The sequence below is a fragment of the Cupriavidus sp. 01L45 genome, from assembly GCF_056399885.1.
Map to the genome: position 1 here is coordinate 12,957 of NZ_JBFTSG010000018.1, position 25,544 is coordinate 38,500.

Genomic DNA, 25,544 nt, shown 5'->3' on the forward strand with positions numbered 1-25,544 from the left:
CATGACAGCCGAACCACAGGTCCAGCCGCCCGGGACGCCGTTCAACTTCGCCCAGCACCTGATCGCGTGCAATGCGCAGCGGCCTGGCAAGGTTGCCTATATCGACGACCATGGCCACATGCGCTATGGCGAACTGGCCGACCGCATCCGCCGGCTCGCTGCCGCGCTGCAGGCTTGCGGCATCCACCGCGAAGAGCGCGTGCTGTTGCTGATGCACGATTGCAATGACTGGCCGGTGTGCTTCCTCGGCGCGATATACGCGGGCATCGTGCCGGTGGCGGTCAACACCCTGCTCACCGCCGATGACTACGCCTATATGCTGCAGCACAGCCGCGCGCAGGCGGTGCTGGTTTCGGGCGCGCTGCTGCCCGTGCTGCAGGAAGCCATCGCCCAGGGCGGCCATGAGATCGGGCGCGTGATCGTCTCCCGGCCCGCCGGGCCGCTTGCGCACGGCATGATCGCGCTCGATGCGCTGATCGATGGCCACGCGCCGCTACCGGCGCCGGCTGGTACCGGCCCCGACGATCCCGGCTTCTGGCTCTATTCGTCGGGCTCCACCGGGCGTCCCAAAGGCGTGCTGCACAGCCAGGGCAATCCGTACTGGACCGCCGAGCTTTACGCGAAGCCCATCCTCTCATTGTGCGAGAGCGATATCTGCTTCTCGGCGGCCAAGCTCTACTTCGCCTACGGGCTCGGCAACGGCCTCAGCTTCCCGCTCAGCGTGGGCGCTACCGTTGTGCTGATGGCCGAACGGCCGACGCCGGACGCCACCTTCAAGCGCTGGCTGGAAAACCAGCCGACCGTGTTCTTCGGCGCGCCCACCGGCTACGCGGGCATGCTCGCCGCGCCCGGGCTGCCGCAGCGGGAACAGGTCTCGCTGCGCCTGTGCTCATCCGCCGGCGAGGCCTTGCCGGCCGACATCGGCGAGCGTTTCACCGCGCGCTTCGGCTGCGAGATCATCGACGGCATCGGCTCGACGGAAATGCTGCATATCTTCCTGTCCAACCGTCCGGGACAGGTACGCTACGGCACCACCGGCTGGCCGGTACCCGGCTATGTGGTCGAACTGCGCGACGAAGACGGCCGGCCGGTGCCCGACGGCGACGTCGGCGACCTCTATATCCAGGGCCCGAGCGCGGCGCTGATGTACTGGGGCAACCGCGAGAAATCGCGCGAGACCTTCCGCGGCGGCTGGACCAAGAGCGGCGACAAATACGTACGCAACGCCGACGGCAGCTACAGCTACGCTGGCCGCAGCGACGACATGCTCAAAGTCAGCGGCATCTATGTATCCCCCTTCGAAGTGGAAGCCACGCTGATGGTGCACCCCTCGGTGCTCGAAGCCGCCGTGATCGGCGTCCCCGACGAAGCGGGCCTCACCAAGACCAAAGCCTTCGTGGTGCTCAAACCCGGCGCGCAGGTGAGCGAGACGGAGCTGAAAGCCTTCGTCAAGGAACGGCTGGCGCCATACAAATACCCTCGCATCATCGAGTTCATGGACGCGCTGCCGAAGACAGCCACGGGGAAGATACAGCGGTTCAGGCTGCGGGAGATGGAAAGCGCGCCAGCGTGAGAAACAAAGCGGGAGAGGGAGCCAACCGGCGCAAAGAATAAGAGCGATGCGAAGCGAGCCCCCCAAGCGATGCGAAGCGAGCCGTCAAGGTGTACCAGGCCGTATGGGGCGCCTCGTCGGCAGGCAAAAAGAGCGGAAAAGAGGGGGCCATGTCTGAGCATCGCCTTAAGGCGGCCGCTCTTTTTGCCTGCCGACGAGGAGGGGGTCGCCCCATCCGGCGCGCCTTCTTTGCCTACTTTCTTGGCAAGACAAGAAAGTAGGTCGCCCCCCGCAGGGGGGTGAAACCGCCTTTGACTTTAAGGTTTTAAGCCTTTGAAGTTAAGCAGTTGCAATTGCAACCCCATCAAACAAAAAAAACAAAACACCCAAATCCCAAAAGGACCAAAAGGAGACACCCCATGCCCCAAATCGACATCCACAAACTAGCCGACGAAGCCCGCTTCAACCGCTTCCACGCCCAAATCCTCCTCTGGTGCGCCCTCATCATCATCTTCGACGGCTACGACCTCGCCGTCGTCGGCATCGCACTCCCCTCCATCATGAAAAGCATGGGCGTCGACGCCACCAGCGCCGGCTTCATGGTCAGCTCCGCGCTATTCGGCATGATGTTCGGCGCGATCTTCATGGGCACCATCGCCGACCGCATCGGACGGCGCCGCGCCATCGCCATCTGCATCCTGCTGTTCAGCGTCTTCACCGCCGCCGCGGGCTTCACCAGCGATCCCGTGACGTTCAGCGTCACGCGCTTCCTGGCGGGCCTGGGCATCGGCGGCGTCATGCCGAACGTGGTGGCGCAGATGACCGAATACTCGCCGCGCAAGATCCGCGGCACCATGGTCACGCTGATGTTCAGCGGCTACTCCGTAGGGGGCATGCTGGCCGCCCTGCTGGGCAAGGGCCTGATCGAGAGCTACGGCTGGCAGTCGGTGTTTATCGCCGCAGGCCTGCCGGCGCTGCTGATCCCGTTCATCCTGAAATCCCTGCCGGAATCGATGCCCTTCCTGGTCAGGAAGGGCCAGATCGACACGCTCAAGGCCATCGTTTCCCGGCTGGAACCAGGCTACCGGCCGCACGCCGGCGACCAGTTCGCCCTGCCCGCCGGCGACAAGGCCGGCGATGCGCCCATCGGCAAGCTGTTCCAGGACGGACGAGGCTTCAGCACCGTGATGTTCTGGGTGGCATTCTTCATGTGTCTCTTCATGGTCTACGCACTCAGCTCATGGCTGGCCAAGATGATGGCCAGCGCCGGCTACAGCCTGGGCTCGGCGCTGGCCTTCGTGCTGGTGCTTAACTTCGGCGCCATGGTCGGCGCCATCGGCGGCGGCTGGCTGGCCGACCGTTTCAATATCAAGTACGTGCTGGTCGGCATGTACGCGCTGGCCGCCGTATCGATCACGCTGCTGGGCTACCCGGTACCCACCCCGCTGCTGTTCGTGCTGGTGGCGCTGGCCGGGGCCTCGACCATCGGCACGCAGATCGTGACCTATGCCTATGCCGGGCAGTTCTATCCGATGGCGGCGCGCGCCACCGGTATTGGCTGGGCATCGGGCATCGGCCGCAGCGGGGCGATCCTGGCGCCGATCGTGATCGGTGCGCTGGTGGGCATGTCGCTGCCGCTGCAACAGAATTTCATGGCAATCGCCATTCCGGGGGTGATCGCCATGATTGCGGTCCTGCTGATCGATCATCGCCGCTCGGCCTCGGCGCAACACGCATCCGCCCTGGCAGAGCAGGCACAAGCGCCCGGCCAGGCTGGCGGGCAGCGCATGGGTCCCGGAGTACAGCACTCCGGCTGAAGGCCGCGCATCCAATGTGCGGCGGCAGACATTCGGCGCCCGATTCCAGGTGCAGATTTAGCCCTGTACGTGAGTGGCCCCCAAGCGCCGTACCTTCGCCTCGCCATGCTCTTTCCCGAGCTGGCGAGGCGCCTTTCGCCGGATGCGGCAAGCGGTGCTTGTCATGCCGACATGTCATTTCGCCAGCCGCGCCCCCGGCCATGCCCGCACAAGCAACGCCCCGATGGCCGCCGCCGTCGACAACGCCGTGACGGCCATCCATCCCCACCGCGCCAGCATCAGGCTGCCCAGCGCGGCACCGGCCGCCATGCCCACGAACATGCCGACGAACAGCACCGCATTCAACCGGCTGCGCGCGCCGGGCTCGATGCCATAGACGATGGTCTGGTGCGCGACCAGCGCGACCTGCACGCCGAGGTCGAAGCCCAGCGCGCTGGCCGCGATCAGCCACAGCCGTGCGTGCGGCGCCAGCAACGGCGAGAACAGCATCCCCGCGAACGAAACCGCGGCCAGCGCGGCGCCCAGGCGCGTGACCAGCTCGGGGCCCTTGCGGTCGGCCAGGCGGCCGGCCAGCGGTGCGGCGAGCGCGCCGGCTGCGCCGGCCAGGCCGAACGCGCCAGCAGCCGCGCTGCCCAGATGAAACGGCGCGCCATGCAGCATGACGGCCAGCGTCGACCAGAACGCGCTGAAACCGATTGACAGCAGCCCCTGCGCCAGGGTCGCCCGGCGCAGCGCGCCATGCTTGCGCCACAGGCTGGCCAGCGAGCCCAGCAGCGCGCTGTACGCGAGATGCGTGGTGGGCTTGAAGCGCGGCAGTGCGCGCCATGCCACCGCGCCGATCAGCGCGATGCTGGCCGCCGCGATCACGAACATGATCCGCCAGCCGAAGTGCTCCGCCACGAAACCACTGAGCACGCGCGAGAGCAGGATGCCGAGCAGCAGCCCCGTCATCACCGTGCCGACGACCTTGCCCCGGTGCGACTCCGGCGCCAGCGTGGCGGCCGCCGGCACGATGTCCTGCGCCATCGTGGCGGCCAGCCCGATCGCCAGGCTGGTGGCCAGCAGCAGTCCGATGCCTGTGGCGGCGCCGCTGGCCAGCAGCGCGGCGCTGAGCACGGCGGCCTTGGCCAGGACGATGCGCCGGCGGTCATAGCGGTCGCCCAGCGGCGCCAGCAGCAGGATGCCCAGGGCATAGCCCAGTTGCGTGAGCGTGGGGACCAGCCCCACCGCCCAGTCGGACGCACCGATATCCGGACCCAGCACGCCCAGCATGGGCTGGCTGTAATAGAGCGATGCCACGGCCAGGCCGGCGCCGGCGGCAAGCAGCAGGACCAACCGGGCGGGCAAGCCGGTGGCGGCACCCGTCTCGGCCGCCAGGACCGCCGGAGCCCTGGCCGGGTGTGTGGCGACATTTGCATCTGTAACGCGAATGGATGACATAGCGGAAACCCTCGGATCGAAAACGAGACTGGAGTTTGCCGGCCCCTGGTTCAGCGCGGTAGTACTACACTCTGCACAATTGCTATGCGTCCGACGTATGACCAACTTGAAACCGCCCTCGCCCGCCACGCCAGCGCCCGCCTCGACCGACCGCATCGAACTGATGCAGACCTTTGTGCGGATCGTCGAAGCCGGCAGCCTGTCGGCGGCCGCCGCGCAGATGGGCACCACCCAGCCCACGGTGAGCCGCCGCCTGCAGAACCTGGAGCGCTCGCTGGGCCTGCGCCTGCTGCAACGCTCCACGCATGCGATGAAACTCACCGAGGACGGCGAACGCTGCTTCGGGCGCGCCAAGGAACTGGTGGCGGGCTGGGAAGCGTTCGAGGCGGACTTGCGGGGCGCCGGCGACGAACCGGCGGGCACGCTGCGGGTGGTGGTGCCACACGCGTTCGGCCAGCAGCAGCTGGTGGGGCCGCTGGCGGCATTCCTGCGCCGCCACCCGCGGGTGACGGTCGAATGGCTGCTGCACGACCGGACACCGGACTTCATCGCCGAAGGCATCGATTGCGCCATCCACGTGGGCGAGGTCAGCGACCCGTCAGTAGTGGCGATCCGGCTTTCCGAAGTGCCCCGCATCGTCGTGGCGGCGCCATCGGTACTGGAAGCCAGGGTGATGCCCTCGCATCCGAATGAGCTTGCCGGCTTGCCCTGGCTGTCGCTGCGCACCTTCTACCGCAACGAGGTGTCGCTCACCCATGCGGCCACGGGCGAGACCCAGCGGTTGGCCTTCCACCCGCGCGTCGGCACCGACAGCCTGTATGCGCTGCGCAGCGCCGCGGTCATGGGGCTGGGGGTTTGCGTGGCGTCGGCGTGGCTGATGGCGGACGACATCGCGCAGGGACGCCTGCTCCACCTGGTACCGCAGTGGCAAGCTTCCTCGCTGCCCATGCAACTGGTCTATCCCTACGCGAGCTTCTATCCCGCCAAGCTGCGCCGCTTCGTGGAAACGATGCGGCAGACCGTACCGGCGACGATGGCGAGCAGCGCGGTGCTGGCGCCCTGAGCGGAGCCGCCGCGCCCCGGAACAAGCCCTCCCCGCGCGCGGTCGAACTGATCAAGCCGTGAGGAAAGCGGGAGGTCGCAATGTCCAGGTCCCTTTGTTTCGCCGCCGCCGCTTTGGCCGCATTGTCCGGCGCCGGCGCCCTGGCGACGCCTCCGGGCGGCAGTCTCTCTGTCAGCTTCATTGATCCGCAGAGCTACACCGACGCCGCCTACTCCCACCCGTATGCAAGCGAGAAGGATCTCGCCGCGGTGGAAAGCGATATCACGCGGCATCTGACCCGGCTGGCCGAGCGCAAGCTCGCCCCGGGCGACTCGCTCAAGATCGAAGTGCTGGACATCGACCTGGCCGGGCGCTTCGAACCGTTTCGCTTCAACGGGCAGGAAATCCGCGTGGTGCGGGATATCACCTGGCCGCGGATGACGCTGCGCTACACCCTGAGCCATGACGACCGCATACTGGCAAGCGGCGAGGAACGGCTGGCCGACATGAACTTCATGATGTCGGTAAATACGTACTCGAGCAGCGACCCGCTGCGCTATGAGAAGCCCATGCTGGATGACTGGTTCGACAGGCGGATCGTCAGGCACTAGCCCCCTCTCGCGCGGCGCCTGGCGCACATGCCTGCGTGCAGGCGCCCTATGCAGTTGATCAAGCGATGGCGAGCACGATGCCAGCGGCACCGCGCCCGGCTTCAGTGATTACTTGCGCACGCAATCGGCACCAGAACCATCCCTGGTTGTCGAATAATAGTTGATCGCCACCCCGGGATCCTTTCGGCAGTTCATGAACTCGATCGTCATGAATCTCGCCCAGCGCCGGCTCTTGTCATTAGCATCGGGATGTACAGGGTTGTTGAAACGGCAGTACTGAATATTACCGTCCCTTGGGTAGAGCTGAGAAATATTGGAAATCTTCCCCGAGATAATATCCTCGCACGCAGGGAAACCTGACGAATCCCAGCCGGAAGGCCCCCAAACCGACGGCGCAACGGAGTACGGCGTGAGAGGACACATAATATCGATAGCGTAGCTGCTGTAACCCAGCACCAGCGGCTTCTCCGCACGGCGATCGCCGACCTGATCCATCGGGAAATGGCAATAGCGCGACCAATCGCCACCGGGCAACGCAGGAGGGAGATCAACATCATTGAAAAAATCGAGCGTATATTCTTCCACCTTTTTCTTGATCAGCCCGTTGCGATAGGAGTAAATCATATTCAAATCGCAAAGCGGCTCGTGCATTGTTTTTCCTTCGGGGTCGACGGGCTGCTCGACGGGCTTTCCGTCAAAGCCTATGCAAGTGCCAATCTTATCCCTCTGCTCGCCGTAGGTCGGATTCAAGGAGTTGCCCAACATCTCGGACAACGGATAATTCATGTCCTTGCGCCGCTCGTTCGGCCACTTGGGCAGACTATTCAGGTAGGCCGCCGACGTTTCCACCAGATAAGCCTTGTCCAGCGAATCCCATATTCCAGCGGAGTATTTCGCCACCAGGGAATTATAGATATTATATTGCTGCGCCATGACGGGCTGATTGAAACTCGGATCAGGAGAACCATTATAAAGATTGCGCGGATCCGGATATTTCAAAGTCGCCTGCCGCATCGAACTATAGAAAATACTCAGCCGATCATTTGGCAGCCCCTTGATCGCCACATCATCACCTGAGATCTCGACAGAATTGGTAAATATGCCATCGAGATTTGCCAGCGCCTTGTTCAAACCTGTCTTGGCGCAATCAGACGGAAATGAAGCCCCAAATCGCCTCACATATTCAATTATGAAGTATTGACTGGGGAACGGCTTATTTCCATGTGCGCAGTCGAAAGACGTCACATAGACAAGCGAGTTATAGGACGAATTGATTTTTGAACTATTATCGAATATCTGACTGGCACTTTGCTGTGCGATATTCTTGAGGTAGATCGCCTCGAACTTCTTTATGTAGGAAGTCAGATCCTGCAACGTCGCGGAGATATTATCCAGCTTGCTATTGATCTGATCCAGCCGCGAGATGATTTCCGGACCCAGCTGCGCAATCGGGTCTTCAGGCTTGTTGAACAGATCGAACGCCTCGAAGAGGCTGGTCATGCCAGCGACTGCCGCCTTGGCGTATTTTCCCTCCGCCAGGCTAAGAGCTATCTCGCCCCCGTTCTTGACCCCAAACGCGGCAATTGACGGCCACGTGGTGGAATCCGTCTCGGCCGATGCCAGTGCGCGCTGGTTGCCTGTGGAGACACTGGCAGCCGGGGATTTCATGTAAGGAGAATTTCCGGAATCGATTGCCTGCAGCAATTCAGAAAAGACTCCTTCATGTTTCCGAACATCGGAAATGGCCGATCCCTTGCCTACGAAATACTGGCCGAGGCCAAGGTAGAAATCATAGATACTGCCCTCGGACTTGGTCAGCGCAGTTAGCTTGCCGCGGATCTCTTCTTCGTCAAGCGGGCTGAGCTGGTTCAGTTTTCGCCCCACGTAGAACCCGGTGGTTTCCGTGCTGATGATCGGGTTCGTGCTGATCGCACAGTGACTGTCGGGCTCGATCCTGAATGCAGTGGCCCCCAGGAACCTACCGCTTTCGTCACTCGCAATCAGCGTGTAGTAACCGCGAGAAACCTGGCTTACCGGGATATCCCCGGCGCAGAACCCGTCTTCTTGCACACAGGCAAGAAGACCCGCTCCGGAAGCGACATCTGTAGTGTCCGATTCCTGTAGCACATCCACTTTCACCGTAGATGTCAGCGGCACGGCCGAAGACGAGAACTTCAAGCGGGTGGCCATGTTTCCGGTGCAGGCTTGCGAAGCGGTCAGTCCCGGACTTGCCTCGCCAGGGGCGTCACCACCACCACCACCACCACAGCCGGCCAGCATCGAAATGCCAAAGATGAGTGCAACTCGTTTCAACACAAACCCTCCCGTCAATGTCAAGAAAATGAATTAATTTCAGTGATAAGCACTCAGGAAACCGCCCAATGAAGCAATCAAGTGAATCACTGGATTGGGCGTGGACGACTTCTGGAGCCATGGCTTCCGTGACAGACAGGCGCCGTCTATCTCATCGGCGCCAACGTGGCCTTGATCCCGTTGACGGTCTTGTCGGAAGGCATGCCCGGGCCACTGGAATTGCAGGCCATCGGGGTTGCTATCGCGGTGGAGGCAATGAGCTGGCTGACGCAGGCGGATAGGAACCGAGTGCCTATATCAGCACCGATCCTATCCAAATGAATCACCGAAAAACTGACAAATGCTGACATGACCCTGCCATGTCAGGCTCGTCGGGCGCTGCTTGCGCACGGCACGTGACATTGGTTAAAGGGGTGGAACAGCCCCTTCAGGCAGGAACAGGACGGGATTGCGCCGATGTAAGCGACTGGATGCCTGCGAGACCTGACTCGCGACATTGCCGATAGGACGCCTGGGACTCAGAACCGAGTTTTTCAGGTCGTACTCAGGGCGCGGCGAGTTTGGGTCCCCGCCGCTCTTTCTGGATCGGTGACGAGGCGTCTTTCGCCTCGTCCCGATCGCCTTCCCTGGCTACTTTCGCAGCTGCGAGAGAAGAATGGGGCGCACCGCCCACAAGGGTGGTGAAACCGCCTTTGGCTTTAGGATTTTGATTTTGAAGTTCAAGCCGTTGCGGTTACCTCCTGCCTCAAACCCCATCCGGAATCCTCTCAAGGTCCTTCATCCACACAACAGACTCCGAATCACTAGGCGCCCGCCAGTCCCCCCGCGGCGACAGCGACCCACCCGACCCCACCTTCGGCCCATTCGGCACGCAAGACCGCTTGAACTGGCTCGTCCGGAAAAACCGGTCAAGAAAGATCCCGAGGTTCCGCTTGATATCCGCCACCTTGTACTCATTACGCGCCACATGCAGCCCCTCGGGCCAGCTTCCCTTATCGCGATCGCCCCAGGCGCTCATGGCAAGAAACGCAATCTTGGTCGGCGTAAATCCAAACCGCAACGTGTAGTACAGATTGAAATCCTGCAGCTCATACGGACCGATGAAATTCTCGGTCTTCTGCTGTGGCGCATCGGCCGAGTCGCCCGGCACCAGTTCGGGACTGATCTCCGTCCCAAGCACATCGAGCAATACGTCAGACCCCGCGTCGCCAATCTGTCCCGTCTCCGCTACCCAGCGGACCAGATGCGAGATCAGCGTCTTCGGCACGCTGCCGTTCACGTTGTAATGCGACATATGGTCGCCAACGCCATAAGTACACCAGCCAAGCGCAAGCTCGCTGAGGTCGCCCGTGCCGATCACGATAGCGTGGCTGGAATTGGCAAAGCGGAACAGGTGGTTAGTACGCTCGCCCGCCTGCACGTTCTCGAACGTCACGTCGTACACGGGCTTGCCGGACGCATACGGGTGCCCGAGATCCTTGAGCATTTCGGTGCAGCTCGGCCGGATATCGATCTCCTTCGACACGCAGCCCACCACCTCCATCAGCTTGCGCGCCTGGAGCAGCGTGCGGTCGCTGGTGGCGAAGCCGGGCATGGTGATGCCGAGGATATTGGTGCGAGGCAGCTTCAACCGGTCCATGGCCTTCGCGCACACGAGCAGCGCATGCGTTGAGTCCAGCCCGCCGGAGACACCGATCACCACCTTGGAGATGCCGCTGGCCGACAAGCGCTGGACCAGCGCCTGCACCTGGATGTTGTAGACCTCGCTGCATCGCTCGTCCCGGCGCCGGGCGTCGGATGGCACGTAGGGGAACCGCTCCACCGTCCGGCGCAGCGGCAAGGACTTGTCCAGCACCGTATCGACGGCAAACGGAATCACCCTGAACTTCGCGACCTCCGCGCCATGGCGCCGCACCGAGTGGCCGAAGGTGGTCTGGTGCATCCGCTCGCGCGACAGGCGCTCCAGGTCGACGTCGGCAAAGGTCAGGTGCGAGCTGTCCGCGAAGCGTTCGGACTCGGCCAGCAGTTCGCCGTTCTCGTAGATCAGCGCCTGCCCGTCCCACGCCAGGTCGGTGGACGACTCGCCCTTGCCGGCCGAACTGTAGACATAGGCCGCGAGACAACGCGCCGATTGCTGGCTGACCAGTTGATGCCGGTAGCCGGACTTGCCGACCACGATATTGGATGCCGACAGGTTCACCAGCACGGTGGCGCCCGCCAGCGCCGCGAACGACGACGGGGGAATCGGCACCCAGACGTCTTCGCAGATCTCCACGTGGAAGCGGAAAAACGGAATGTCCCGCGCTTCGAACAGCAGGCCGGCGCCAAACGGCACCTTGTTTCCATCCAGCAGCACTTCGCTCACCGCCGCGCTGTCCGCCGCGCTGAATTGCCGTGCCTCGTAGAACTCCCAGTAATTCGGCAGGTAGGACTTCGGGACGACACCGAGCACCTGCCCGCCGGCGACCACCGCCGCGCAGTTGAACAACTGATGCTCGACCCGCAGGGGCAGCCCGACCACCAGCGTGGTGGCAATGGTCCTGGAGGCAGCCACGATCTCTGCCAGGGCAGCCTCGCACGCATCGAGCAAGGCCCGCTGGTGAAACAGGTCGTCGCAGGTATAGGCGGACAAGCCGAGTTCCGGGAAGGCCACCAGCGCCGCGCCCTGGCTGGCGGCTTCCCTGGCCAGCGCAATCGTCCCGGCTGCGTTGAAGGCGGGATCGGCCACGCGGCAGACAGGCACGCCCACCGCCACGCGGGCGAAACCGTGGGAATAGATATTCAGGAACTTGTTCGTCATGTCACTCATGTCAGTCATCCTTGCGCTGCGCGTCGCAGCGTCCCGGCGCCTGCCAGGCGCCGGAGCGGGTTGTGCGGTACATGACGCAATTCTACGATGCGCGTCCTGCCGGCGCTGAAGTCTGCCGGCGCGCAACGGCACAGGCACGGCCGGGACGGGCTGCGCCCGGCGCCGGACATTGCGGCGTTTTCAACGAGCGGGAAGGAACGACCAGTGCCGGCAGGCAAGCGCTACTCGCCGCGGGCGATCTGCCGCCCCACCGTTGCCAGCAGCATCTCCAGGTGGCTCATCTCGATCGGCTTCACCATATGGGCGTGGAAGCCGGCGACATGCGTATCCTCATGGTCGGCCGGTTGCCCGAACCCGGTCATCGCGACGAAGACCGTGCCGCGCAGTTCCGGCTGGGCCCGCAGCATCTTCAGCAATTCGAAGCCGTCCATGACGGGCATGGCGATGTCGATCAGCGCGAGGTGCGGCGAAAAACCGGTAGCGATCGCGTGGGCCATTTCCCCCTCGTAGGCGACCGACACTTCATGGCCCAGCATCTGCAGCAACATGGCGAGACTGTCGGCCGAATCCCGGTTGTCATCCACCACCAGCACGCGCAATGCGCCGGTCCGCGGGGACGTATCGGCAGTGGTGTCCGCGGGCTGATGCTTGATACAGGGCATCTGGATGGTAAATGTGCTGCCCTTGCCCAGCCCCGCGCTGGAGGCCCGGATGGTTCCGCCATGCAATTCCACCAGCGAGCGGCACAGCGACAGGCCAATGCCAAGCCCGGCATTCTGGACTTCGCTGATGGGGCTGTGTTGCACGAACAGGCTGAAGATATCTTCCAGCGCGTCCTGCTGGATGCCGCAACCCTGGTCGGATACCCGCAGTTCAAGCAGGCGGCCGGTCACCTCGCCACTGATGGCGATGCGGCTGCCCGCCGGCRAGAACTTCGCGGCGTTGTGCAGCAGGTTCTGCAGGACCTGCACAAGCCGGGTGAGATCGGCCCGGAACGCCACGGGCTCATCAGGCAGGCTGACGTCGACGTGCTGCCCGCGCAAGTCCAGCACGGGCCGGGCGGATTCGATGCCACGCGCCACCACGTCGCGCAGGTCGACATTGCTCAGCCGCAGTCCCACTTTGCCCGAGGCAATGCGTCCCACATCCAGCAAGTCGTCGACGAGCCGCGTCAGATGGCTGATCTGCCGGTCGATCATGTCCCGGCAGCGCGCGGCATGGGGACTGAGGCTGGTGTCCAGCCGCATCAGGTTGATGGCATTGCGTACCGGTGCCAGCGGGTTGCGCAGTTCATGCGACAGCGTCGCGAGGAACTCAATCATGCGGCGGCTCGACGCTTCGATTTCTTCCAGCCGCCGTCTTTCGCTCATGTCCCGGACCACCTTGGCAAAGCCGCTGACGGCCTGGCTCTCATCGTAGATCGGTGTGATCGTCACGTTGGCCCAGAACAGCGTGCCGTCCTTGCGCACCCGCCAGCCCTCGTCTTCGAAGCGCCCTTCCGCCCGGGCGCACCGCAACTCGTAGTCCGGCCAGCCGCTGGCAACGGCCTGGGGCGTGTAGAACACCGAGAAATGCTTGCCAATGACTTCCGCCGCCGCATAACCCTTCATCCGCTGCGCGCCCGGGCTCCAGCTCGAAATATGGCCGGTCCCGGTCAGGGTGAAGATGGCGTAGTCCTGGATGGCGTCCACCAGCGCGCGGTAGCTCGTCTCGCTCGACTCCTCGACTTGCGGGGTGGGCGAAGCTGACGAGGAGGGAGCATTCAGGCTGCTGGGCTCTGTCATGGCGGATTCGTGAAGCTTTGCAGGGCGGATGCCCTGGCGGCGCAAGCTTGCCGGTGCCGCCCTGCTGCAATGAGCGGCGGCGTGGCCGGGATGCGCGGGATGCAAAATTGTGACACGGTTTGGGCAGCGCAGCCAGATTAGGCGAGATGCCGGCCGGCCCCACCCCGGTACTGTATATTCATACAGTTCGCCGCAGCAGCATGTTCATCCCGTGATTTCCCCTACCAAGTGCGTCATCCCCTACACCGGGAGTTGCCTCCTTGCCGAGCCCGCCCGCCGCGCCTCCGACACAGGAGCGAGGCCGATGACGTACACCGTCGCCGTGCGTGCCTTGTGTGAATTCACCGCCAAGCAAGGCGATCTCGACGTGCGCTTCACGCCTTCGCCTACCGCCGCCGACGGCATGGCCGCCCATGCCCTGGTGCAGTCGCGGCGCGGCGCCGCGTACCAGTCCGAGATCAGCCTGCAGGGCGAGTTCAGGAACCTGCGGGTGCGCGGGCGCGCCGATGGCTACGATCCCGACCGGAACCTGCTGGAAGAAATCAAGACGGTGCGCGGCGATTGGACCGCGCTGCCCGAGAACCATCGGCAATTGCACCTGGCCCAGGCGAAGATCTATGCCTGGCTGCTATGCGAAAAGCTCGGACTCGCCGGCATGCAGGTGGGCGTGGTCTATTTCGACGTGGCGAGCCGGCAGGAGTCGGGCTTCAGCGAGCACTTCGGGGCCGGGCAACTCCTGGCTTTCTTCGAAGAGAAGTGCGAGCGCTTCGTCAACTGGGCCTTGCAGGAGAGCGCGCATCGCGCGGCGCGCGACCAGGCGCTGCAAGGCATGGCCTTTCCCCATGCCTCGTTCCGGCGCGGGCAGCGTGACCTGGCCGAAGCCGTCTATCGCGCCGCACGCTCGGGCCGCTGCCTGCTGGCGCAGGCCCCTACCGGCACCGGCAAGACAGCAGGCACCTTGTTCTCCATGCTCAAGGCGGTACCCCAGGGGCAGATCGACAAGGTGTTCTACCTGACCGCCAAGACCACCGGCCGCCAGATGGCGCTGGACGCCGCGCGGGGACTGCGCGACGGTAACGCCGGCCTGCGCCTGCGGGTGCTGGAGCTGACCGCGCGCGACAAGGCCTGCGAGCAGCCGGACCGCGCCTGCCACGGCGAATCGTGCCCGCTCGCGCGCGGGTTCTACGACCGCCTGCCGGCAGCACGGCAGGACGCCGCCGGGCAGGCCCTGCTCGATCGCGCAGCCTTGCGGCAGATCGCGCTCAGCCACGATATCTGCCCGTACTACCTGGGCCAGGAAATGGCGCGCTGGGCGGATCTCGTGATCGGCGACTACAACTACTACTTCGACCGCGCCGCCATGCTGCATGGCATGACCACCGCCAACGACTGGCGCGTCGGCGTGCTGGTCGACGAGGCGCACAACCTGCTGGAGCGGGCGCGCAAGATGTACTCGGCGGAGCTGGATCCCGCGGTGCTGCCCGAACTGCGGCGCGGCGCGCCAAGGCCGCTCGCCAGCGCGCTGCGCCGGCTCTCCGGCCAGTGGAACCTGCTGGCGAAGGCGCAGGAGAGCGCCTATGCCGCGCACCCGGAAATTCCCGGCCCGTTTATCGCGGCGCTGGAGCGCACGGCATCGGCCATCCTGGACCAGCTCACCGAAGCGCCGGAAAGCGTGGGCCCGGCGCTGCAGCGCTTCTATTTCGATGCCCTGCACTTCTGCCGCCTGGCCGAGTCGCTCGACGCGCATTCGGTCTTCGATATCAGCAAGGAGGCTGGCGCCGCCGAATCCGCGACGCGCCCCGCCCGGAGCAAGACAGGCAAGGGCCGCCTTGCCGTGCGCAACCTCATCCCCGCGGCCTTCCTGGCGCCCCGGTTCGCGGCGGCCCATGCCACCACGCTGTTCTCCGCCACGCTGACCCCCGCGCGCTTTGTCAGCGACACGCTGGGCCTGCCACGCAACACGGTCTGGCTGGAAGTGCAGTCGCCCTTCCGCGCCGACCAGCTGGCGGTGCGTATCGCCGGCAATATTTCCACGCGCTACCGCGACCGCGAGCGCTCCGTGCGCCCCATCGTGGACCTGCTGGGCGCGCAGTACAGGGCGCGTCCGGGCAACTACCTCGCATTCTTCAGCAGCCACGATTACCTGCGGCAAGTGGCGGACGCCTTTGAGCAGCGCTGCCCGGATATTGCCGTGCGCCGGCAGTCGCGCGCCATGACCGAGGCCGAGCAGGCCGAGTTCCTGGCGGCCTTTGCGCCCGGAACCTGCGCCATCGGTTTCGCGGTGCTTGGCGGCTCCTTCGCGGAGGGCATCGACCTGCCGGGGGACCGGCTCATCGGCGCCTTTATCGCCACGCTCGGCTTGCCGCAGGTCAACCCGGTCAATGAACTGACCATGCGCAGGATGCAGTCGGCATTCGGCTGCGGCTACGAGTACGGCTACCTCTATCCCGGCTTGCAAAAAGTCGTGCAGGCGGCCGGGCGCGTGATCCGCACCGAGGCGGACCGCGGCGTGGTGCACCTGATCGACGACCGCTTCGCGCGGCCGGAGGTGCGCGCCCTGTTGCCGGCCTGGTGGGAAGTCGCCATCGAAACCGGCGCAACGCCGGGGAGTGCCTAGCCTTGCGTGAGCCGGCACGCAGCCGTTACGGCGGCGAAACCAGGTGCCGCACCCGCGGCGGCGCCGGGCCGCGATGCAAGGCATGGACGCGGGCCTGGATCGCCTTGTCGTTGGCGCTGAAGCGCTCGTGCTGGCGCAGGTGCTCCAGCCACGACTCGATCACAAACGTTTCCACGTAGCGGCCGGGCGCTTCCATGTCCTCGAACAGGCCCCACGACAGCGCCCCGCCGCGCCGGCGCACGCGCCGCATTTCGCGGGCAGCGGCGCGAAACGCGGCGGCATCCGCCGGGTCGGTGCGGTACTCGACGGTGATCATCACCGGCCCGCAATCGTCGGCGGTCTCTTCGGAAAGCGGCACGCTGGCATCGTGCGGCGACGGCGTGAGATCCAGGTCCGGCGAATCGGCCAGACGCCAGCGCAAGGCCGCCACGGCGGCCAGCAGCATGCCCGAGCCGGCCACCTGCAGCGCCAGGTCCGTCCCCTTGAGCGAGGCTACCTGCCCCCACACCGCGCTGCCGGCCGCCATGGCGCCGAAGAACACCACCAGGTAGACCGCCAGCGCCCGTGCCTTCACCCAGCCCGCCGAACTGCGCTGCGCGCCGCCATTGAGCACGGACAGCACGACGATCCAGGCCAGGCCCGCGAACAGCAGCACGGCGGCGATCAAGGCGAAGCTCCTGAAGACCGACATGGCGAACAAGACCAGCGCGAAAATCACGCTGGCGCCAAGCACCAGCCGATCGGGCGAGAGCAGTTGGCGCAGGCGCGGCAGCACCAGGGCGCCGCCGATCGCCCCCGCCCCCACGCAAGCCAGCAGCAGCCCGTAGCCGCCCGGCCCCACCGCCAGCCCTTTGCGCGCCACCAGCGGCAACAGCGCCCAGCCGGCACTGCCGAACACAAAGAAGGCCACCGCGCGGACCAGCACCACCTGCAGCACCGGCGCCGCCTGCACGTAGCGCAGGCCCGCCCGCACGGCCGGGAGGAAATGCTCGGGCGGCAAGCGCCGCGTGAGCGGCGCCGGTTGCCACCGGTAGATCACCCACAGCACCCCCAGCACCGACACCGCGTTGATCAGGAATACCGCCGGCGGCCCGAACAGCGTCAGCACGACGCCGCCCAGCGCGGGCCCGATCGCCCTGCTGATGTTCACCCCCAGCGAGTTGAGCGCCACCGCCGACTGCAGCGCCGGCTTGGGCACCAGGTCCGGCACAATGGCCTGGAACGGCGGCGCGCTCATCGCCGCGCCAATGCCCAACAGGAAAGTGGCGGCCAGCAACACCGCGGGCGTTACCAGCCCGGCCAGCGCCAGCAGGCCAAGCGCCGCCGCCACCACCAGCATCCAGGCTTGCGCGAACAGCAGGTACTTGCGCCGGTCCACGATATCGGCCAGCACGCCGGACGGCAGGGCGAACAGGAACATCGGCAGCGTCGTGGCCGCCTGCACGAGCGCCACCATCAGTGGCGACTGGCTGACCGACGTCATCATCCAGCCGGCGCCGACATCATGCATCCAGGTACCGATATTGGACGCCAGCGTGGCCAGCCAGATGGCCCGGAACACCTTGTTGCGCAAGGGACTCCACGGCCCGGCGGCAGGCGCGGCTACCGCGGAGCCCGCATGGGAAAGCTCCTGATTCATCTCAGCTCCAGGTCCACGAAAGCGACACCCATGGATTGTAGGATGCGGTATGCGTGGCATGGGTCCCCGCGGGCATGCCGCATTTCGAGCGCCGGAAATCACTGCCCGCGCGATGGCGCCTGAGCATCGGCTGACAGGCGTTGTCAGCCAGGCGGGCCCAGGTGCGCCTCGGGCTGCGGCCACGGGCGAACATCCGCTGCCTGGCGCGCCTCGCTCGCCGGAGCGAAGTCGGCCGGATCGAGCATGGCGGCAAGCACTTTGCCAAAAGCACTGAGGAGCACGTCGGAGGTCAGGCCGGAGGGGCCGGCCAGTGCCGGGCAGATAATCCAGGTGCTGTCGTCGCGCGTGAACACGCGCAGGGATTTCACCAGGTCGGCGGGCTGCAACTGCCGCTCTTGCACCGCCGCGCCGTCCAGCGCGAATGCACTGACAAAATCCTCGGTGTGCCGATGGCCCAGGCACACCACCACCTTTGGCCGCCAGCGCGCGCACATCTCGGCCAGGAAGCGGAAGCGTCCGCCGTACCGGCACAGGTCCAGGTAACGCTCCTTGGGCACCAGTTCGGGCTGGCCGCGGAACACCCTGGACCAGGGGGTCAGGCCATCGAGCTGCACGGGCACGGGAAACAGGTTGAGCTTGAACTCGGCGCCGCAGGACGAATACAGGCAGTGCTCGTAATACGACTTCCAGTCGGCATCGGCATCGCGAAGGCCCAGCACCTCGGCGCGGGCGGCGGCCATGATGCGGGCAATGCGCTGGTGACTAAGCCATTTGCCCATGCTGCCCCGATGCGCTTCACGAAACGCGCGGTCCCACGACAACGGCGCCATGCGGGGCTCGAGCGGCGCTTTCAGGTGCTCGGACCAGGGATTCGGACTCCTGTCGCAGAACCAGACCGAACCCCGCGGATTCCCGCCCTCCATGCCGACATACGAAGCAAAATAAGTGTCCAGTTCCTGCCTTGCGAACACCGCGGTGTTTTCCATGCTGCCCCCCTGATTGCCTGGTGGGCCCCCCTTCCGCACTTGCCGCAACGTGCCGCTCAGCCAGGTAATGGCCGCGCGTGCCGTCGCGATCGTCATCCGGACGCCAGGCGCCGGCCAGGGCCGGCGCTATGTCATTCCGGTCGTCTCATCTGCTTTGCGCCTCGTCGAAATCGTCCTGAATAGCCTCTCGCCGCGGCCTGCTCCCTATTCGTCAGCCGTGTCGGCCCCCCCGCCGTTGCCGGACCTGAGCAACTCGGCGATCGTGGTCGCCGCGGCCGGTGCGAACTGCGTTACGCATGCGCGCGTCAGCGCCAGTGTGTAGGAAAACGCCATGGCGCGGTCCTCGAATGTGCGGTTGAGCATGAAGTGCGCGGCGGGCACCAGGCCGTCGGCCAGCTTTGACAGGCGGACGAGCGATCCCCAGCTTCCGTCCTCCACTTGCAGGATATCCACTTCAATGGCGTATCCCGCCTCGATATAGGTTCTGGCCGGTCCTGCCAGCCGGCGTTCCGGTTTGTCGGGCACCATCTCTCGCTCCTCCACGATACAGATCATTCCAACACCATCACGCGCACGCCGTGCGCGTCACCACCAGCCCCTGGCGGCGGGCTCCCCCCCGGCCGCCACGGGCTGCAATGCACGGGTCAGCCTCGCCTTCGGGTCGGCGCGCCGGCCACGCGGTTGACGGCAGGCGGCGGCGCGGTGGACTGGCGCACCACCAGGCCGCTGGGGAAACACAGGCGAATCGGCGCCAGGCCGGGTTGCGCCAGCCGCAGCATGACCCGGCGCACCATGGCCTCCGCCATGTCGCCAAAAGGCATGGCCACCGATGTGAGCGCGGGATTGGTGTACGAGCACATGCCGATATCGTCCATGCCAATCACTGAAACGTCGGCCGGCACCGACAAACCGGCCTGGTGCAAGCCCGACATCAGCCCGATCGCCATCATGTCGTTGACCGCGATCAGCCCGGTCGGGCGCGCCGTGGTGCGCGCCAGCCGCGCGGCCAGGACCTGGCCCAGTTCGGCCAGTTCGGCATCGCCATAGTGCGCGGCGGGCGGGCACTCTATCACCTCTGCCGTTTCCGCGATCCCGGCCTCTGTTGCCGCGGCCTCGAAGCCGGCAATCTTGCTCGCGCGGCTGACGGTGCGCCCGGCGGGCATGACGAATGCGATGTGCCGGTGGCCAAGGGCGATCAGGTGCGAGGCGGCCAGGTGGCCTGCCTGGAAGTTGTCGGGCGCGATATGGTCGATGCGCGCAGGCATGTTGGGATCGGCGCCGCCGTCGTAGCTCACCATCGCCAGCCCCTGGCGGGTCGCCGGCTCGAAATGCTGCTCGTCGGTCAGCGACGAGACGATGATCACGCCGTGCACGCCAAACGAGAGCAGGTCGTCGAGCATGCGCGACTCCTGCTCCCGGTCGCGGTTGGTGTTGCCCAGCAGCACGCGATAGCCGGTCTGGCGCTGCGCTTCGGCCTCGATCTTCAGCGCGAGCTGGCCGTACATCGGATTGGCGGTGGAAGGCACCAGCAGGCCCAGCATGGGCGTCTGCCCGGTCTTGAGCTGGCGCGCAACCTGGCTGGGGCGGAAGCCGAGCGTGCGGATCGCCTCCTGCACCCGCTCGAAGGTGGCGGGATTGAGCCGTTCGGTGCGTCCGTTGAGCACGTTGGAAACGGAGCTCACGGACACGTTTGCCAGTCTGGCGACGTCTTGTATGGTTGCCATTATCGGGTTCTCATGCCAGCTTCATCAGGCGGGGTAGCCATAGCGTGAGCGATGGCATCAGGACCAACAGCAGCAAAATCAGCAACAGCAGCGCCAGGTACTTCAGCATCGGCCCGGCGACCTGCTCCATGCGCGTGCCGGTCATCGCGCAGGTGGCGAACAGCCCCAGGCCCAGTGGCGGCATGAACAGGCCGAACCCCATGGCGATCACCATCACAGTGCCGAAGTGTAGCGGATGCACGCCGGCCTGCCCGGCAATGGGCGCCAGCAGCGGACCAAAAAGGATGAGCGCCGGCGCGCCCTCCAGGATGGTGCCAAACACGATCGTCAGCAGCACCGACACCAGCAGGAAGGCGGTACTGCCGTATTGCACCGCCAGCCCGGTCATGGCGTGCTGGAGCAGGCCGGGAAGTTGCTGGATCGACAGCGCGAATGCCAGGCTCGATGCCGTCGCGATCACGAACAGGATGCTGCCGGTCATGGCCGCGGCCCGCGCGAACAGGCGCACCACGGCGCGCACATCGAGCTCGCGGAACACCAGCACCCCCACCAGCAACGCGTAGACCACCGCAAAGGCGGACACCTCGGTCGAAGTAGCCATGCCCGATGTCACGCCCTTGCCGATCATCGCGATCATCAGCAGGGTGGCCAGCGCGCCGCCGGCCAGCTTGCGCCTGGACTTGCGCACCGGAAAGGCCAGGGCGGGATCGATGCGGCTGCCGCGGGCCACGGCGAGGACGATCAGGCCGAGCGTCATCACCGCGGCCGGGACCACGCCGGCCAGGAACAGGCCACCAATGGAGATGTTTGCGACAAAACCCATCAGGATCAGGTTGATGCACGGGGCGATGGTCTCCGCCATCACGGCGGAACTGGCGAGCACCGCCGCGGTTTCGTTGGCATCCTGCCGCGTGCGGCGCACCGCCGGCACCACAATGCCGCCCACCGCGGCAATGTCCGCCAGCTTGGAGCCGGACACCCCGGAGAAGACCGCCGTCGCCACGATGGCGATCAGGTTCATGGCACCGCGCACGCGGCCGAAGGCCAGCACCAGCAACTCGACCAGCCGCGCCGACATGCCGTTGACCTCCATCAGCAGGCCCGCCAGCACGAAGAAGGGGATCGCCAGCAGCACGAAATGATCCATGCCGGATAGCACCTGCTGCGAATAGACGATCAGCGGCAGCGACGGCTCTGCCAGGAAATACAGCAGCGCGGCCAGCCCCAGCACGAAGGCAATCGGCATGCCCAGCAGCATGCCGCCGGCAAAACCCACGGCCAGCAGCAGCCACGGCGGAACCTGCCAGCCGCTGCCGGCCACCGTGCCGGACAGCGTGTTCCACGCCCACACTGCGGCGCACAGCAACGTCGCCAGCAACAAGGCCAGCCACCTGGCACGGCCCCCCCTCAGTGCATTGGCGAGCGCGATCGCGCTCAGGTACAGGCTGCCCAGGCAAGCCGGCAAGACATGGAGCCACTGCGGCAGGCCCAGCGGCGTGCTGACGTTGCGCGCGTCGAGCAGCAGCAGCACCGATGAAGCGAACAGCATGACCGACACCGCCGCGATCATCCACGCGCACAGCCGCGTGGCAAGAGAATGCCACCTGCCCGGCAGCCGGTTGCGAAAGACCTCGAAGCCGGGATGCCGGCCGCGCGCCAGCACCGTGCCGGCGCCGAAGAACACAAGTACCGCCATCAACAGCCGCGCCGCATCCTCGGCCCACTCCAGCGGCGCGTGCAGCAGGTAGCGGCAGATTACCGATGCGCACACCAGCAATACGTCGGCGGCCAGCGCTGCCGCGCAGAGGTATTCGGCCAGCCTGGACAGGCGGCCCGGCACGCTGCCGGCTCGCCCATCGGGGGCGCGTGCGGCGACGCCCGCGGCATCGTCCAGCGGGTTCGCGCTCATACCGCCGCGCCTTGCGCGCAAAGACAAGATGGCACGCCCATGCTGCTCAGGCGCGCGCGGCTTCGATCGCCGCCAGCAGCGGCCGGGTAGCCGGATAGCTGGCGGTGAATCCCGGCCATAGCTGCGCCTGCATGCGAGAGCGGACCGACTCCCGCTCCGCGGCGCGCATGGGATGAAAGGCCAACCCGAGCTGGCGCAGCGCATCCATGGCCCGCTGGCCACGCTGCGGCGCCACCTCGCGCTGGTAGGCGCTGGCCTGCGCGGCCGCCTGCAACAGCGGCGCCTGCAGCTCGAGCGGCAGCTTTTCCCATGCCCGCTTGCCCAGCACGGCAACGCTGGCACTGAACAGGTGCTCGGTCAGCCAGCAATGCCCGACCACCTCATTGAGCTTGTTGGCCAGCACGCTGGCGGCGTCGTGCTCGAAGCCCGCCACCACGCCGGTCTGTACCGCCGTATAGACCTCGTTGAAGGGAATCGGCGTGGGAATGGCGCCCATCAAGCGAAAGGTGTCGACAAAGATCTGCGTGGGCAGCACGCGCAGCTTCACCTTCTGAAGCGCCGCCAGCGAGGTCACCGGATGGCGGGTATAGACGCTGCGCGCGTTGAAGAAGGCGCCCCATCCGATCACGCGGCAACCGGTACGCTCGCGCAGCATGGCATCGAACCGCGCGGCCACGCCGCCATCCAGCGCGCGCGCCAGGTGCGTCCAGCCGTCGAACAGATAGCCCAGGTCAAGCAGTGCCAGCTCAGGCAATGCGGTGGCCCAGATCGAACTGCCGGTGACCATCATGTCGATCGAGCCCAGGCGCACCTGCTGCACCACATCGGCCTCCTTGCCCAACTGCCCGTTCGGAAAATAATCGACACGGATGCGCTCGCCCACCGCCGCGCGCAAGCATTCGCGGAAGCGCTCGAACCACAGGTATTGGGCCGAACTCTGGTCCACCGGCATGGCCGAGGAACAGCGCAGCACCACCGGCGCATCGGCGCCCATCGCAACGCGCGGCAGCGCGGAACCCGCGGCAAGCGCCAGCGAGGACTTCATGATCTTGCGGCGAAAAGCATTACACACGTCGTAAGACTCCATCATGAGCAGGGCCGGGCAACTTGGTATTAAGCGTTTCAGTAAAACGGTTTACTAAAACGATTCACGAGATCATAGGCGAGTGGGAGCCAAAAGCAAGCGCGGCGAACTGGCAGGGCAGCGGGCGGCGCACATCCGGGCGCCAGGCGCGGGGAGAGCATGCACGAACAAGAGAATTCAACAGCAAGACACGGAGTGATGCCGCCGGGATCCTCCTCTAAAGTTCGTTGCATCGACACGAACCACGAAAGGCCGCAGCATGAAAGCAAGCCAGGCAACGGCAACCCGCAGCGCGAATACCATTGAAGAGGCCACCCCGCGCGTAGAGACCCTGGAGACCCTGGACTGGGACGCCATCGCGCAGAACCTGGACCACCACGGCTACGCCGTCATGGCAAACCTGCTCGCCCCCAACGCGTGCGATACGCTCGCGGCCCTTTACCCCCTCGACACGCCCTTCCGCTCCCGCGTGGTAATGAGCCGCCACGGCTTCGGCCAAGGCGAATACAAGTATTTCAGCTACCCCCTGCCTGCCCTGATCGAAAGCCTGCGCGGCGCGCTATATCCCCACCTCGTCCCGATAGCCAACCGCTGGAACCAAGCCATGGCCATCGACACCCGCTACCCCGCCCGGCACGCCGATTTCCTGAAACGCTGCCACGCAGCCGGCCAGACACGCCCCACCCCGCTGATCCTCCAGTACGGCCCGGACGACTACAACTGCCTGCACCAGGACCTGTACGGCGAACACGTCTTCCCGATCCAGGCAGCCATCCTGCTCTCCGAGCCGGGCCAGGACTTTACCGGCGGCGAATTCGTGCTGACGGAACAGCGCCCGCGCATGCAGTCCCGCGCCGAGGTGGTGCCGCTGCGCAAGGGCGACGCGGTGGTGTTCGCGGTCAACCAGCGCCCGGTGCAAGGCACGCGCGGCAGCTACCGGGTCAAGCTGCGCCACGGCGTCAGCCGCCTGCGCTCGGGCCAGCGGCATACGGTGGGGATCATCTTCCATGATGCCCTGTAGGGGTAACGCGGAATCCACCCGCGGAATTTGACCGCAAGAGCCGGAGTGCGCAGCCCGCTCCACCGGCATACAGTGAACCCATGAAACGCCACCAGACACCCAGCACGAGGACCACCATGGAAATCCCGCTGACCTCCGCCGAACGCGACCCGCGCTGGGCACGCGTGCTCGCCCGCGACCCGGCTGCCGATGGCGATTTCGTCTATGCCGTGAAGACCACCGGCATCTACTGCCGGCCCGGCAGCCCGTCTCGCCTGCCGCGTCCGGAGAACGTGGAATTCTTCGACACGCCCGAGGCCGCCGAAGCGGCCGGCTACCGCCCGAGCCAGCGCGCGGCGGCAGATCAGGCTGCGGTTGCCGCGCAGCACGCCGCCCTCGTCGCCGGGGCCTGCCGGGCCATCGAACGCGCGGACAGTCCGCCCACGCTGGACACGCTCGCCGCGCAGTCCGGCCTGAGCCCCTATCACTTCCACCGTGTCTTCAGGGCGGTCACCGGCCTCACGCCGAAGGCCTACGCCGACGCGCACCGCGCGCGCAAGCTGCGCACGCAGCTCGGCCGCGGCGGCTCCGTCACCGAAGCCATCTACGACGCGGGCTTCAACTCCAACAGCCGCTTCTATGAGGCCTCGGACCAGATGCTTGGCATGACGGCAAGCCGGTACCGCGCGGGTGGCGCCAATACCGACATCCGCTTTGCCGTCGGAGAGTGCTCGCTCGGCTCGATCCTGGTCGCGCGCAGCGAGCGTGGCGTGTGCGCGATCCTGCTGGGCGACGACCCCGACGCGCTGGCGCGCGAGTTGCAGGACCAGTTTCCCAAGGCCAACCTGATTGGCGGCGATGCCGGCTTCGAGCAATGGATCGCGCGGGTGGTCGGCCTGATCGAAGCGCCGTCGCTGGGCCTGGACCTGCCGCTGGATGTCCGCGGCACGGCGTTCCAGGAGCGCGTGTGGCAAGCGCTGCGGGAAATTCCTGCCGGCACGACCGCCAGCTACGCCGAGATCGCCGCGCGCATCGGCGCACCCAAGGCCGTGCGCGCGGTGGCGCAGGCTTGCGGCGCCAACCATCTCGCCGTGGCGATTCCCTGCCATCGCGTGGTGCGCAGCGATGGCAACCTGTCCGGCTACCGCTGGGGCGTGGAGCGCAAGCGCGAGTTGCTCGAGCGGGAAGCGCAAGCGAAATTGTGAATAGCGCAGCCG

17 protein-coding genes are annotated in these 25,544 nt (G+C 65.8%); 7 read left to right on the top strand and 10 right to left on the bottom strand.

Features of this window, described 5'->3' with window-relative positions:
- Position 1: 1 nt before the first annotated feature.
- The gene (locus AC1DT6_RS14185; protein WP_441636440.1) at positions 2 to 1,573 is read left to right on the top strand and encodes a benzoate-CoA ligase family protein; all 1,572 of its coding nucleotides are present in this window, start codon (positions 2 to 4) and stop codon (positions 1,571 to 1,573) included.
- A gap of 398 nt (positions 1,574 to 1,971) precedes the next feature.
- Positions 1,972 to 3,369 carry an MFS transporter gene (locus tag AC1DT6_RS14190; RefSeq protein ID WP_441637705.1) on the top strand — a complete coding sequence of 466 codons (1,398 nt, stop codon included), beginning with the start codon at positions 1,972 to 1,974 and terminating at the stop codon, positions 3,367 to 3,369.
- A gap of 174 nt (positions 3,370 to 3,543) precedes the next feature.
- Here the strand turns inward: AC1DT6_RS14190 and AC1DT6_RS14195 are convergent, their stop codons facing one another.
- Positions 3,544 to 4,809, bottom strand: a complete 1,266-nt coding sequence (locus AC1DT6_RS14195) for an MFS transporter (RefSeq protein WP_477102676.1) — start codon at positions 4,807 to 4,809, stop codon at positions 3,544 to 3,546.
- Between the two features lie 97 nt (positions 4,810 to 4,906).
- On the opposite strand from AC1DT6_RS14195, the gene AC1DT6_RS14200 reads away from it, so the two are divergent.
- On the top strand, positions 4,907 to 5,872 hold the full coding sequence (locus AC1DT6_RS14200; protein ID WP_441635400.1) for a LysR family transcriptional regulator: 966 nt from the start codon (positions 4,907 to 4,909) through the stop codon (positions 5,870 to 5,872).
- A gap of 80 nt (positions 5,873 to 5,952) precedes the next feature.
- Positions 5,953 to 6,462: a DUF3016 domain-containing protein gene (locus tag AC1DT6_RS14205; protein WP_441635397.1), complete on the top strand. Its 510-nt coding sequence runs from the start codon at positions 5,953 to 5,955 to the stop codon at positions 6,460 to 6,462.
- A 108-nt stretch (positions 6,463 to 6,570) separates the two neighbouring features.
- On the opposite strand, the gene AC1DT6_RS14210 is transcribed toward AC1DT6_RS14205, so the two are convergent.
- The 3 genes from AC1DT6_RS14210 to AC1DT6_RS14220 all read right to left on the bottom strand — a co-directional run bounded on the left by AC1DT6_RS14210 (position 6,571) and on the right by AC1DT6_RS14220 (position 13,368).
- Positions 6,571 to 8,775: a hypothetical protein gene (locus tag AC1DT6_RS14210; RefSeq protein WP_477111323.1), complete on the bottom strand. Its 2,205-nt coding sequence runs from the start codon at positions 8,773 to 8,775 to the stop codon at positions 6,571 to 6,573.
- 745 nt (positions 8,776 to 9,520) lie between these two features.
- On the bottom strand, positions 9,521 to 11,575 hold the full coding sequence (locus AC1DT6_RS14215; RefSeq protein WP_441635406.1) for an NAD(+) synthase: 2,055 nt from the start codon (positions 11,573 to 11,575) through the stop codon (positions 9,521 to 9,523).
- 230 nt (positions 11,576 to 11,805) lie between these two features.
- A complete protein-coding gene (locus AC1DT6_RS14220; RefSeq protein WP_477114743.1) occupies positions 11,806 to 13,368 on the bottom strand; it encodes a hybrid sensor histidine kinase/response regulator in 1,563 nt (520 codons plus the stop codon).
- 304 nt (positions 13,369 to 13,672) lie between these two features.
- Between AC1DT6_RS14220 and AC1DT6_RS14225 the strand changes: the two genes are divergently transcribed.
- Positions 13,673 to 15,985, top strand: a complete 2,313-nt coding sequence (locus tag AC1DT6_RS14225; RefSeq protein ID WP_441635391.1) for a helicase C-terminal domain-containing protein — start codon at positions 13,673 to 13,675, stop codon at positions 15,983 to 15,985.
- A gap of 25 nt (positions 15,986 to 16,010) precedes the next feature.
- Here the strand turns inward: AC1DT6_RS14225 and AC1DT6_RS14230 are convergent, their stop codons facing one another.
- The 6 genes from AC1DT6_RS14230 to AC1DT6_RS14255 all read right to left on the bottom strand — a co-directional run bounded on the left by AC1DT6_RS14230 (position 16,011) and on the right by AC1DT6_RS14255 (position 23,330).
- Entirely contained in the window at positions 16,011 to 17,624 is a 1,614-nt protein-coding gene (locus AC1DT6_RS14230) for an MFS transporter (RefSeq protein WP_441635389.1), read from the bottom strand.
- 143 nt (positions 17,625 to 17,767) lie between these two features.
- Complete coding sequence (locus AC1DT6_RS14235) at positions 17,768 to 18,610, bottom strand: transcriptional regulator (RefSeq protein WP_441635387.1); 843 nt, start codon at positions 18,608 to 18,610, stop codon at positions 17,768 to 17,770.
- 204 nt (positions 18,611 to 18,814) lie between these two features.
- Positions 18,815 to 19,138 carry a hypothetical protein gene (locus AC1DT6_RS14240; RefSeq protein WP_441635385.1) on the bottom strand — a complete coding sequence of 108 codons (324 nt, stop codon included), beginning with the start codon at positions 19,136 to 19,138 and terminating at the stop codon, positions 18,815 to 18,817.
- Positions 19,139 to 19,254: 116 nt separating this feature from the next.
- Complete coding sequence (locus AC1DT6_RS14245) at positions 19,255 to 20,334, bottom strand: LacI family DNA-binding transcriptional regulator (RefSeq protein WP_441635383.1); 1,080 nt, start codon at positions 20,332 to 20,334, stop codon at positions 19,255 to 19,257.
- Positions 20,335 to 20,344: 10 nt separating this feature from the next.
- A complete protein-coding gene (locus AC1DT6_RS14250; protein WP_441635381.1) occupies positions 20,345 to 22,243 on the bottom strand; it encodes a TRAP transporter large permease in 1,899 nt (632 codons plus the stop codon).
- Positions 22,244 to 22,289: 46 nt separating this feature from the next.
- Complete coding sequence (locus AC1DT6_RS14255) at positions 22,290 to 23,330, bottom strand: TRAP transporter substrate-binding protein (protein WP_441635404.1); 1,041 nt, start codon at positions 23,328 to 23,330, stop codon at positions 22,290 to 22,292.
- 256 nt (positions 23,331 to 23,586) lie between these two features.
- Between AC1DT6_RS14255 and AC1DT6_RS14260 the strand changes: the two genes are divergently transcribed.
- Positions 23,587 to 24,348, top strand: coding sequence for a 2OG-Fe(II) oxygenase (locus AC1DT6_RS14260; RefSeq protein ID WP_441635379.1), 762 nt, complete (start codon positions 23,587 to 23,589; stop codon positions 24,346 to 24,348).
- Between the two features lie 116 nt (positions 24,349 to 24,464).
- Positions 24,465 to 25,532: a bifunctional DNA-binding transcriptional regulator/O6-methylguanine-DNA methyltransferase Ada gene (gene ada / locus AC1DT6_RS14265; RefSeq protein ID WP_441635377.1), complete on the top strand. Its 1,068-nt coding sequence runs from the start codon at positions 24,465 to 24,467 to the stop codon at positions 25,530 to 25,532.
- Positions 25,533 to 25,544: the final 12 nt, after the last annotated feature.